The following is a 12,746-nucleotide window of genomic DNA, read 5'->3' as shown; positions in this document are numbered from 1 at the left end:
CATAAGTAATTCTGTCTTGGTATAAGTCCACGGTGTAACTTTTGGTCGATGACCATTAACGCTTACGCTTGGCTGATACCCGGCATTGTTGCTCGATATCAGCCTTAACCAACGGCTCCCAGTTAGAGACACTATAGTAATCGTGTCTACGATTGACTACAGGGCATCGACCAATAAAATTATTAAATTGATATAGAGCGCTCCATACGTGCTTTCTCGGATTCACTCCGAGATAGGCGGACACAGAGCGCGGCAATCTCCGTACAGACGCGCCATGGCGCGTCTCTACAGTTCATGCCTCTTCTGGCAATTGCTAGGGCTGCCGCCACATCAGATGATAGTCCATACATCCGACTATATTTAACACAGCCTATCAAACTCGTGTAAGCTGGATTGCATAACTTTATAGCTATTCCTCGGTTGGATAAAATCGATGACAAAATTTGATAAAAACGACTGTATGCCCAGGCAGAAAGCATTCGAGCATATTTTTTTCCACGCTCTCGTAGTTGAGCTTTTTTTGTCGAAAAATCTAAGCTTTCGCACAGAATAGGGCAAGAAAAGCTCCTGGCTAAAGCTGCCAACTTTAAACAAACATCTACAATTTGAGCATCTTGTTTACCTGTGGGTAAACCTGACTGAAAAGGAATAGTTCCCTGAGCTTTTAAATTTCCTTGACCATCAACATAAGCCCAACCGATAGAACTAGGATTTAGATCGATACCCAAGGCACCATACTTAATTGCTCGGCTAACTTTCTCCACCGCGGCGGGCGTGAATTGAACAGCAACCACCCATCGATTCTCCTTTCTATAGAAGTGCCATGTTTTCGCACCACTATTGGGTAATCTATTAATCTGACGGGAGAAGCTGCCAATTTTTGATGTGACATATTTCCCAAATTTTGCTTCTAGACAATCCGGGACTCTCAACACCTCGGCTTCGCTCGGTGTTGACGCTGAGCGAAGTCGAAGCGTCAACTTTATAGTATCTCCAGACCATTGACAAGTTTGATTCCCATAACTTTCATCCTTGGAGCCAACAATAAAGACTGACCCTCTGGATACCTTCACTCTAATTTTTGCCCTCAATAGATGTTTAATTTGATTTTGAAGTCGGTGGATATATCGCTTTTTCTGATGCAAACCTTGACGCAAATGATGCCAGTTAGTTTTTCTCGTCTTGAGGTTTGATGATAAGGGGAAATTGCAGCCATTTTTGGAGGATTGCCAGTTCTTTTTTCTATAGAACTTCCGAGCCAAGTTAATTTTATTAGTGGCTCTGGCTACCCAATCTTTCCCTGACTGAACTCGTGATTTTAATTGCTTTATCTGTCTTTTTCTACAATATGTAGCTGAGGCAGTTTTTCCTTTAGCTAATGAAATTACTCCATTAGCATAACGCTTACTGATTCCGTATTTCTCTTGCATAAGACTATTCCAAGTGGCTTGATTAAATTTTATTTCTTTATTTAATAAATGGTTAACTGTTTCAACTGTTGCTTGATAAAATATATCGGACAATGAAGTTAAAAACATCTCCAAGTCGGTGAAACCGATGGGGTTAAGTTCATCGGCGGGAGTTGGCAAACCTTTGCAATAAGTTATCGTGGTCATAGCTTTTTAGCTACCTCCCTCAGTTCATCCACTATTTTTTTGTTCTTATGGCTTCGACTTCCATATAGACGAGCGGAAAATACTGTGATAATTTCTAGTACATCTGCTGCCAAGTCTTCCTCGAATGTACTATCATCAGAACGGTTGAGAATTATTACCTCGGTGCCAAAACTCTCACATAATGTGAAAATCAAATCCGAACCAAATCTCAGGAGTCTATCCTTATGCGTTAAGACCAGCCTTTCTACTTGGTAACTGGTAATTAACTTGATTAATCTAATCAGTCCTTTCTTTTTGTAGTTCATGCCACTACCGAGATCTTGAATAATCTCAAATTCCCATCCCTGTTTGGCACAATAGCTTTCTAAAACTAAAACTTGTCTATTTAAATAGTCTTTTTGGTCGTGACTAGATACTCTGGCATAACCAACGGTTAATTCATTACCCGATTTATTGCCAATTAAGTCAACAATATCGTATCGACGATGACCGCCAGCCGTCCGAGAAGCTCGTATTTTGCCGTTGAGTTCCCATCGGTGCAACGTTTTGACCGTCACACCTAGTAGAGTAGCTGCTTCTTGGGGGGTTAAACTAGACATTGCCTAATTATATCATAGAAAATTTCCAGTTATGTCACTAATTGTCTAGATATTTACGGACTGTTAGTTAACCCCATTATGACCAAATCCCTAGAAATCGCTCAGTTAGGTAATCCTATCTTGCGCCAGCTAGCTCAACCCATCGATAATGTTCAAGATGAATCGATACAAAAGCTGATTGAGGCTCTCAAGGCAAAGGCTGTAGCCGCTAATGGTGTGGGGATCGCTGCTCCCCAAATTTCTCAATCCTGCCGCTTGTTTATCGTAGCGTCTCGTCCCAATCCCCGGTATCCGAATGCGCCGACGATGGAACCGACAGCGATGATCAATCCACAGATTGTGGCTCACTCAGATCAGGTGGTCAAAGGCTGGGAAGGTTGTTTAAGTATTCCCGGTATTCGCGGGTTAGTGCCGAGGTATCAGGCGATTGAGGTAGAGTACACCAATCAAGAGGGTAAGCCGCAGCGACAACAGTTAACCGATTTTGTCGCCAGAATCGTTCAGCATGAATATGATCATCTCAATGGTATTGTGTTTGTAGACCGGGTGGAGAGTAGCCAAGATTTAATCACAGAGACAGAATATCAACGGCGGATTGGGGAACAAAGCTAGCAGTCAAGGCTTGAGTCGTTGCAAAATAGAAGCAGTTCTATCGTGCTTGTTCCCTAGACCATGCCTACTGTACTCGCGGATACTCAAAATTTAATTGCAGATCTGATCGCTCGCTATCGCTCTCGCGTGGATTACTTAGCGATTCGCTTAGAAGAATCTGAAGGAACCAGCATTATCGTGCGGGGCAATAAGGTAGAAACCTTGAGTGAGGGGCTTGCTATTGGTGGACAGGTGCGAGCCTGTTATAAGGGCGGTTGGGGCTTTGCCAGTTTCAATCAACTCTCTAGCCTGAAGGAGCGACTGGAAGAAGCAATCAGCGCCGCCCGAATTGTCGGGGATGGAGAAACCCTACTTGCCCCGATTTCGATCGTGCAAGATACTTGCCAACTCCCCCTAACTGGGACTGATCCCCGGATGATTCCTCTAACCGAGAAGAAAGCGCTGTGCGATCGCTACAACCAATTGCTCAAACGTTTTGATCCCCGGATTACAACAACCTCTGTCCGCTACGGCGATAGCCATCAACGGATCATTATTGCGACATCCGAAGGCACGCTGATTGAGCAATCTTGGGCAGATCTAGAAATGCGTTTCTCGGCTACCGCCCGTAAGGATGAGATTGTGCAGACGGGACGAGAAACCACCGGATCTCGCAATGGTTACGAAGATCTCACTGATCTGGATATGCAAGTACAGGGTGCGGCGCAACGGGCGGTTAATGCTTTGTCTTTGTCACCCGTTCGGGGAGGAGTTTACACGGTGGTTATTGATCCGATTCTCTCCGGTTTATTTGTTCATGAAGCCTTTGGACATCTTTCTGAAGCGGATATGGCGTATGAAAACCCCGATCTGTTGGAGGTGATGAGCAAAGGGCGTCGCTTTGGTCCACCAGATTTGCAAATCTTCGACGGTGCTGCCCCAGAGGGACATCGCGGTAGCTATTGCTACGATGATGAAGGAACACCGGCAACAACGACTCAACTGATTAAGGATGGCATTTTAGTGGGGCGTCTGCATTCTCGTGAAACGGCAGGTAAGTTAGGCGAAGCTCCCAGCGGCAACGCCCGTTGTTTAAACTACCACTATCCACCTATTGTCCGCATGACCAATACTTGGATTGAACCGGGCAAAACCCCAGTTAAGGATTTAGTCCGAGGGATTCGCGAAGGGGTTTATGCCCGCAACTGGTTAGGGGGGATGACGAATGGGGAGATGTTCACCTTTAGCGCGGGTGAAGCTTGGATGATTCGCGAGGGACAGATTGCCGAACCGGTGCGGGATGTTACTCTATCGGGTAATGTGTTTAAAACCTTAGGCGACATCGAAGCGATCGGTAATGACTTCTACTGGGATGAGTCAGGCGGTTGTGGAAAAGGCGGACAAAGTGGCTTACCTGTAGGGTGTGGCGGTCCTTCTTTACGAATTCGCAATGTTGTCGTGGGAGGTAGTCAGTAGCGTTGTTTCAGTCACTTGCCTTTTGTCCGTTGTTTTTTGTCCTTATCAATAGACAACGGACAACGGACAGGTGATATACTAGGGGCGCTATTGGCGATAAATGTGTAATCCTTGATAGGCGGATCAGGTGAACCATTTAACTACAGCTCAAGAAGAGCAACTTAAAAACATCGGAACCTATTTACAACACTGTAGAGAAGAGCAGGAGAAATCGATTGAGGAAATTGCTCTCAAAACCTTTATCTCCTTACGCTCGTTGAAAGCGCTAGAGGCTGGACGGTGTGAGGATTTACCTGAACCTGTCTTTGTTCAAGGGTTTATTCGGCGGTATGCCGAAACACTGAATTTAGACAGCACAAGGTTACTCCAAAGCTTTGCCACCGAGGTGGTATCGCAACCCTCTGATTCTCCTGACTCTCAAGCTAAACATTCTGAACCCACCCCGATTTCGCGATCGCGTCAATCTGATCGGCTCTACCGTCAACCTTTTCTGCTATGCATTGGCATTGGTGGAATCGTCGCGATCGGTGGATTGGTGTATCTGCTCACCCAAGTTCTCAAACCCCAACCTTCTATACCTGCTCAAGAGTCTCCGACAATTGAGCAACAGCTTAATCCAAACGAACCCACTGTCACCTCAACGCCTGCGCCGACTGTCTCTGATCCCAATTTCCCGGTTCAAATTACTGTAGAAATGAAAGGGGAATCCTGGGTGCGGGTTAGCGTTGATGGTAAAACTGAGTTTGAGGGAATTTTAACTGAGGACGATTCTCCCAAAACTTGGAACGCTAAAAATGAATTAACAATCCGCTCCGGAAATGCGGGGGCGGTATGGGTATCGTTGAATCAAAAAACCGCGAAACCCTTGGGAGAGATGGGTGAAGTAAAAGATGTAACCTTTACAGAATAGCGAAGGTGCAGGCTCCCCTGCGTTTCAACCGGGGGATGAAACCACTATTTTATTTGCCGTTCATTTCGTTCTAACCAAAGCCCGATCAACTTGTTGAAGCAAAGAGTCGCGAGTGGAGGAATTATCTAAAACCACATCAGCACGCACCACTTTTTCGGCGAGGGGAAGCTGACTGTTGAGACGGGATTGAGCTTGTTCAAGGGATAGGCGATCGCGTTCTTGAATTCGCTGGATTTGCTGTTCTTGGGGACAACTGACAACCCAGATTTCGGTCACTAAGTCTGTCATATTGGCTTCAAACAATAAGGGTATCACTAAAACCACCGTGGGAGACTCTAGGATATTGAGTTGAGACTCAATGCGATCGCGCACGTAGGGATGGATCTGTTGTTCTAACCACTGGCGTTCCTTTGGGTTCGGGAAAACGATCTCTCCTAGGCGTTTGCGGTTGAGTGTGCGATCGGCTAATTGTACATCAGAACCGTAGCGGGTAATAATCCGGTTCAAAACCGGGGAACCAGGCTGCACGGCGTCTCTGGCGTAGATATCTGCATCTAAAATCGGAAGCTGATAGGTATCGGCAAGATAATTAGAAACTGTCGTTTTACCAGTGCCAATCCCTCCAGTTAAGCCAATAATCCGTTTCAAGTTTGTCATTTGTCATTTGTCATTTGTCATTTGTCATTTGTAAGGGTTTAAGGTCTATTCACATAACTTAATATGTATCAACTTAAGCTATCATGCATTTAAATTGGGAATGGGTAGCGAGCAAGATGCAATGGGTAGCGAGCAAGATGCTCGCACTACAAGGATGAGAGCCATTATTGACATTAAGGTTTAAATGCCGAACAACTTAAGCCAGAAACCCTTACTTAATAAGTAGGGTCTGCTGTTGGGAGTATTTGAGTAAGGAGTAGGAGGAAAGGAGTTCAGGAGTTCAGGAGTTCAAGAGGAAAGAACAAAACGGTAGTGCGTTAAGCGAAGCCATGCCGCAGGCTTTGCGTCTCGCTCGCTATGATGCTAGGTTTTTCACAAATCCTATCTTATTTTCTTGCACTCCCTCAGCCGGAAAACTCCTGATAGTCCTTTAAATATAATGTTTTTCGACTTGTGCAGCAAGCCCTAAGTAGGGTGGGCTGTGCAACGCCAGCCTTAAATCAGTACCATTCATCTTAAGTTGACACGGATGACCGACGTGCGCCCAGAAAATCGACGTGCGCCCAGAAAATCGGCAAAATCTATTCCACAATTTTAGCTGGATCGTACCACGACATTAACATAACGGATACTTTTATTTTTCACTTACAATAAAGATTATCTATGATTAGGACAGGTAAAAATTGATAATGGCTCAGGTCTAGCTTTGAAAATAGCTTGATAGAATAACATTTGATAACTAAACGAATTTAAATCGGTTAAACTCAACCGACTCAGCAGATAGTCAGAAATAAATCCTAATATAAACAAACGCTGGATAATACGATGGCTAATTTCTGGTTCAACCTCTCCAGTCTCGACGGCACTAACGGCTTTAAAATTGACGGAATTTCCAGTAACGCCAAATCCGTTAACAGCGCCGGCGATATCAATGGCGACGGAATTGATGACATCATTATCGGCGATTTAGGCAAAAGCTACATCTTATTTGGCGACAGCAGCAATCGTAATCTCACCCGCAATGTCTCCAGTCTGGATGGTACTAATGGTTTTCTGATTGACGGTATCCGAGGAATCACCACCGTTAGCCAAGCTGGGGATATCAATGCCGATGGGATTGATGATCTAGTCATTGGCGGTGTTGAACAGAGTTTTGTCCTGTTTGGCAAAACCACCGGCTTTACTTCTAGCTTTAATGTCTCCAGCCTTGACGGAAACAATGGATTTACGGTTAATAACATTTCTGGTTCAACCTTTGTGCAGGCGGCGGGTGATATTAACGGCGATGGCATTGAAGACTTCATGATTGGTGCCAGGGATGCTCCCTTTGATGGGAGTAGTTCTGGGGAAGTTTACGTGATCTTTGGCAAGAATGGTGGGTTTAACTCCAGCTTAGATAGTTCCGCGTTAGATGGCACGAATGGCTTTAAAATTAAAGGAATCAACGCTGCTGATCAAGCCGGGACATCGATTAGTTTGGCGGGAGACATTAACGGCGATGGTATCGATGATTTGATTATCGGCGCTCCTAATGCTGACCCCAAGGGTAGCGATTCTGGGCAAGCCTACGTGATTTTTGGCAGGAACAGCCGGTTTAGTGCCAGTCTAGAACTCTCCAGTCTCAATGGCAGTAACGGGTTTACGATTAATGGCATTGAAGCAGGCGATCGCGCGGGCACTTCTGTTAGTGGTATTGGGGATATAAATGGAGATGGAGTTGATGATTTAATTGTTGGTGCCCCTGGGGCTGATCCGAATCGCAGTGGTTCGGGGCAAAGTTATGTCATCTTTGGGAAAACTGGCGCATTTAGTCCTAGCTTTAATCTTTCTAGTCTGGATGGCGTTAATGGATTTAAACTGAATGGGATTATCACCGGTGATTTTTCCGGTCATGCCGTTAGCGGTGCAGGGGATATTAATCAAGACGGGATTGATGATTTAATTATTGGTGCCACTGGGGCTGATCCGAATAGTAATAATTCAGGACAAAGCTATGTGGTTTATGGCACCAGTAGTGGCTTTGGGTCTAGTTTTGACCTGTTTAGTCTGAATGGCAGCAATGGGTTTAAAATTAACGGAATTGCCGCCAATGATCAATCCGGCAATTTGGTGAATAGTGCCGGGGATGTGAATGGGGATGGCATTGATGATGTAATTATTGGCAGCAATGCGGGGGAAAGTTATGTCATTTATGGCAATCCCGCCCCGACTTTGGAACCGGATAATATCAGTAATCCGGTTTTGGGATTTAAGATTAATGGGATTGCCTCTGGGGATAATTTAGGTCATGCGGTTAACCGTTTTGGGGATATCAATGGCGACGGGATTGATGATTTGATTATTAGCGCCCCTGGTGCTGATTCCAATGCCAGTAATTCCGGGCAGATTTATGTGCTATATGGCAAGACTAGCGATTTTGGTTCCAGTTTTGACCTCTCTACCCTGGATGGTAGTAATGGGTTTAAAATTAATGGGATTGCGGCGAATCACAAAGCAGGTATCTCGATCAGCAACGCCGGAGATATTAACGGGGATGGGATTAATGATCTAATTATTGGTGCCCCCAATGCCAGCACGAGTTATGTGGTGTTTGTCAGAAGTAGTGTCTTAGTCCCTAACTTTGACCTCTCCACACTTAACGGCAACAATGGGTTTAAAATTAATGGTGTTAGCAGCAATTATCGATCTGGCTTTTCCGTCAGTGCTGCTGGGGATGTGAATGGTGATGGCATTGATGATTTAATTATTGGGGCACCGGGTGCTAGCAGAAGCTATGTGGTATTTGGTAAAAGTAGCTTTTTTAGTGCCGATCTCAACCTCTCTACCCTCAATGGCAGCAATGGTTTTACAATTATAGGCCCTAGTAATTCCGGCTACTCTGTCAGCCGCGCTGGGGATATTAATAACGATGGTTTTGATGACGTAATTATCGGCTCCCTTTTAGGGGCAGGGGCAAGCTATGTCGTATTCGGCAAGAACAGTAGCTTGAGTGGCTTTGGTTCTAACCTTAATGTCTCTAGCCTCGATGGTAGCAATGGCTTTAAAATTAGTGGTATCGCCAACAGTGATAATTCAGGTTGGTCTGTCAACCACGCCGGGGATATCAACGGAGATGGGATTGATGATGTAGTTATTGGCGCCCCCAATGCTGATCCCAACGGTAGCAAATCCGGACAAAGCTATGTAGTCTTCGGCAAAACTAGCGGTTTTAGTGACAACTTCAACCTCTCCAGCCTGAATGGTAGTAACGGATTTCAAATTAATGGTATCGCCGCCGATGATGGCTCTGGCTTTTCCGTCAATAGTGCAGGGGATGTTAATGGAGACGGTGTCGATGATTTAATTATTGGCGCCCCCAATATCAATTCCCAGGGAAGCGATTCCGGACAAAGCTATGTCGTCTTTGGCAAAACCAGCAGTTTCAGTGCAACGCTTGAACTCTCCAGCCTCGATGGTACAAACGGATTTAAAATTAACGGTATCGCCACCGATGATCAATCCGGCTTTTCTGTCAGTGGTGCCGGAGATATTAACGCCGATGGTATCGATGATTTAGTCATTGGCGCCCCCCATGCTGACATCAATGACACCAAGGGTAGCCAATCGGGACAAAGTTATGTTTTATTTGGTCATAGCAACATCGGATCAAACGGCACCCTAGAACTTTACCAATTAATCGGTAGTCCTAGGGATACAGCCACTATCACTGGCAATCCTACCGTCTCAGTTACCGAAGATACCAATAGTCCCAATCTCACCGCCACGGGTGCTTTAACGATTACTGATCCGGATAACGGTGAAGACAAGTTTAACACCACTGTCACGCCCACAGTCGGGAATCTCGGCAACTTAACTATTACGGAAACGGGCAGCTTTACCTACACCGTCGCTAATAGCAGCGTACAATATCTCGGTGCAGGGCAAACCCAACTGGATAGCTTCACCGTTGAATCCATTGATGGTAGCGCCAGCCAAACCATTGTGGTGACAATTAACGGAATTAACGATACCGCCACCATTACCGGAACCAACACCGCCTCTCTCACCGAAAGTGAAACCTTATCAACCCTCACCGCCACCGGTTCCCTCTCCATCACCGATAGCGATACCGGAGAGACTAAATTTAACACCACTGTCATTTCCCAAACCGGGAATCTGGGAAACTTAACCCTCACCGATACCGGCACCTTCACTTATACAGTAGATAATAGTGACATTGCCTATCTCGGCACCCAACAAACCAAAACCGAAACCTTCACCGTTACCTCCCTCGACGGTACAGCTTCTCAAGATATCATTGTCACGATTACTGGCATCAATACCGGCGTCAACAATCCCGCCACCATCACCGGCATCACCACGGCATCCATAAACGAAGATAGCAGCAACTCCATACTTACCACCAGTGGTTCCCTGACTGTGGATGATATCGATACGGGAGAAAACTTATTCAACACCACAGTAACGTCTGCACCCGGTAATCTGGGCAGTCTCACCCTAACGGATACGGGAACCTTCAACTATACTGTGGACAATAGCGCCATCCAATATCTGGGTGCCACAGACAGCCAAACCGAAACCTTTACCGTTACTTCCCTGGATGGCACCGCCTCGGAAGACATCACAATTACGATTACCGGCGCTAACGATAATCCCACCGCCACCGATGAGACTCCCACCACCGACGAAGACACCGCTATCACCGGGAATGTACTCACCAATGATACCGATATCGACAATAGCGATATCCTCACCATCGCCAAACTTAATGGTACACCCAGGGCAGTCGGCAAACCCGTGACACTGTTTTCCGGTGCATTACTCACCCTCAACACCGATGGCACCTTCACCTACAATCCCAACAATCAATTTGAATTCCTCGGTGCCAATCAAACTGAGATAGACGGCTTTGCCTATACGATTAGTGACGGGAATGGGGGAACCAGCAATGCCATAGCCACGATTGAAGTTACCGGAATTAACAATCCTGCCACAATTACAGGTGTCGCCGCAGCCGCTGTTAGCGAAGATAGCGATACTCCCACCTTAACCGCCACCGGTTCCCTAACTGTCACCGATACCGATAGCGATGAAGACAAATTCAATCCTACAGTCACCGCAGCACCCGGAAATCTCGGCAATTTAACTATTACCGATACGGGCAGCTTCACCTACACTGTGGATAATAGCGCCGTACAATATCTGGGTGCAGCGGAAACCCAAACCGAAACCTTTACCGTAACCTCCCTAGATGGCACCGCCTCGGAAGATATCACGATTACGATTACTGGCGTCAACGATACACCCACTGCAGTTGATGACAATCCCACCACCGATGAAAATACTGCCCTCACCGATAATGTTTTAACCAACGATAGTGATGCCGATGCTACCGCTAGCTTGACAGTTGTAGATATTAATGGTAATCAGACGGATATCGGCAACGAGATTACCCTAACCAGTGGCGCATTATTAACCTTAAATAGTGATGGCAGTTATACCTATAATCCCAATGGTCAATTTGCTTACCTGGGTGTCAATCAAACTGCCACCGATAGCTTCACCTATACTATCAGCGACGAGCAAGGAGAAACCAGTAGCGCCACCGCCACGATTACCGTGACTGGGGTGAATAATGCGGCGGTAATTACGGGTATTGCCGAAGCCTCGGTTATTGAAGATAGTAGCACCCCCACCTTAACCGCAACCGGTTCCCTAACCGTAACAGATACCGACACTGGCGAAGATAAATTCAGTACCACGGTAGTTTCAGCACCGGGGAATTTAGGCAATTTAACCATTACCGATACCGGCAGCTTCACCTACAGTGTAGATAATAGTGCGGTGCAATATCTCGGTGAAGCGGAAACCCAAACTGAAACCTTTACCGTTAGCGCCTTAGATGGTGTCACTGCTGATATTACAATTACCCTAACAGGAGTCAATGATAACCCAATCGGGGGACGCGATCGCACTACCACCGCCCAAGATACCGCCGTTACTATTCAAACCAGTACCCTACTGAACAATGATCGGGATATCGACAGTGCAAAATCCTCTCTGAAAATTACTGGGGTTAGTAATGAAACCAATGGTACAGCAGTATTTGATAATAATAATACCCCAGACGATACAACAGATGACTTGATCATCTTCACCCCCAGTGATGGATTTAGTGGCAATGGTAGCTTTACCTATACTCTCAGTGATGGTAGTCTCACCAATACCGCTACCGTCACCGTGGCTGTCGGGAAAAATATCGACGGTACAGATAACGATGACTTCTTAATTGGTAGCGCCGGAAATGATCGCATCAACGGCTTAGGGGGTTGGGATCAAATCGACGGTTCCTTTGGCGAGGATATCCTCAATGGCGGTTTAGGCGATGATATTCTCAACGGTGGTTTCGGTGCTGATATATTTGTGTTGGCGCTAGATGGAAGTCTCGATATGATTACCGATTTTAATATCGGTCAAGGGGATAAAATTGGATTGACGGGAGGGTTAGAGTTTGATCAATTGACGTTCTCTGGGGAAGAGATTTGGGTAGGAAATCAAACCCTAGGGGTTTTGAGTTGGTTTGATACCACAACACTTACATCCGCGAATTTCATCGCAGTGTAGTGGTTATTTCACAAAAGTGAATCCGACTGGACTGACACAGCTAAAATTGTGGAATAGAGTTGCTTCGTAGTGAGGGAACCTCAGCCCTCTCCAGCTAGGGGGCGCGAGATAAAGTTCTCACTACAAACGTAGGGCGGGCGCACGCCGTGCGCCCCTACAATTCTAATCAACCATTTTAGGTGTGCCACGCCAGTAGGACTTTAGCGTAATTCATCAGAGAATGTCACTGACTTAAGTCGAATGGCACTGACTTAAGCTCAATCAGGCAGCTAG

General features: G+C 45.9%; 6 protein-coding genes and 1 pseudogene. 4 read left to right on the top strand and 3 right to left on the bottom strand.

The window, feature by feature from the left end:
* Nucleotides 1-55: 55 nt before the first annotated feature.
* Nucleotides 56-1,616: pseudogene (locus tag MC7420_RS21530) on the bottom strand (hypothetical protein).
* Nucleotides 1,613-2,215, bottom strand: a complete 603-nt coding sequence (locus MC7420_RS21525) for an IS607 family transposase (RefSeq protein ID WP_006102912.1) — start codon at nt 2,213-2,215, stop codon at nt 1,613-1,615. Before MC7420_RS21525 ends, MC7420_RS21530 begins: the two are co-directional and overlap by 4 nt.
* Nucleotides 2,216-2,293: 78 nt before the next feature.
* Here MC7420_RS21525 and def point away from each other — a divergent pair, with 78 nt between their 5' ends.
* The 3 genes from def (at nt 2,294) to MC7420_RS21510 (ending at nt 5,192) form a co-directional block, all read left to right on the top strand.
* Entirely contained in the window at nt 2,294-2,827 is a 534-nt protein-coding gene (gene def, locus MC7420_RS21520; RefSeq protein ID WP_006102911.1) for a peptide deformylase, read from the top strand.
* A gap of 60 nt (nt 2,828-2,887) precedes the next feature.
* Entirely contained in the window at nt 2,888-4,282 is a 1,395-nt protein-coding gene (locus tag MC7420_RS21515) for a TldD/PmbA family protein (RefSeq protein WP_006103052.1), read from the top strand.
* A 127-nt stretch (nt 4,283-4,409) separates the two neighbouring features.
* On the top strand, nt 4,410-5,192 hold the full coding sequence (locus MC7420_RS21510; RefSeq protein ID WP_006103000.1) for a helix-turn-helix domain-containing protein: 783 nt from the start codon (nt 4,410-4,412) through the stop codon (nt 5,190-5,192).
* 60 nt (nt 5,193-5,252) lie between these two features.
* Here the strand turns inward: MC7420_RS21510 and coaE are convergent, their stop codons facing one another.
* Nucleotides 5,253-5,849, bottom strand: a complete 597-nt coding sequence (coaE, locus tag MC7420_RS21505; protein WP_044208787.1) for a dephospho-CoA kinase — start codon at nt 5,847-5,849, stop codon at nt 5,253-5,255.
* A gap of 825 nt (nt 5,850-6,674) precedes the next feature.
* On the opposite strand from coaE, the gene MC7420_RS35535 reads away from it, so the two are divergent.
* Nucleotides 6,675-12,473, top strand: a complete 5,799-nt coding sequence (locus tag MC7420_RS35535) for a VCBS domain-containing protein (RefSeq protein ID WP_006103065.1) — start codon at nt 6,675-6,677, stop codon at nt 12,471-12,473.
* Nucleotides 12,474-12,746 lie beyond the last annotated feature (273 nt).

This window comes from Coleofasciculus chthonoplastes PCC 7420 (assembly GCF_000155555.1).
Taxonomy (GTDB): Bacteria; Cyanobacteriota; Cyanobacteriia; order Cyanobacteriales; family Coleofasciculaceae; genus Coleofasciculus; species Coleofasciculus chthonoplastes_A.
The sequence above is the reverse complement of the archived record's forward strand: the minus strand, read 5'-3'. Positions and strand labels throughout refer to the sequence as shown.

Bases quoted from the DNA above. Each gene is read 5' to 3' on its own strand.
- MC7420_RS21525 (WP_006102912.1), bottom strand. From the start codon at position 2,215: ATGTCTAGTTTAACCCCCCAAGAAGCAGCTACTCTACTAGGTGTGACG.
- def (WP_006102911.1), top strand. From the start codon at position 2,294: ATGACCAAATCCCTAGAAATCGCTCAGTTAGGTAATCCTATCTTGCGC.
- MC7420_RS21515 (WP_006103052.1), top strand. From the start codon at position 2,888: ATGCCTACTGTACTCGCGGATACTCAAAATTTAATTGCAGATCTGATC.
- coaE (WP_044208787.1), bottom strand. From the start codon at position 5,849: ATGACAAACTTGAAACGGATTATTGGCTTAACTGGAGGGATTGGCACT.
- MC7420_RS35535 (WP_006103065.1), top strand. From the start codon at position 6,675: ATGGCTAATTTCTGGTTCAACCTCTCCAGTCTCGACGGCACTAACGGC.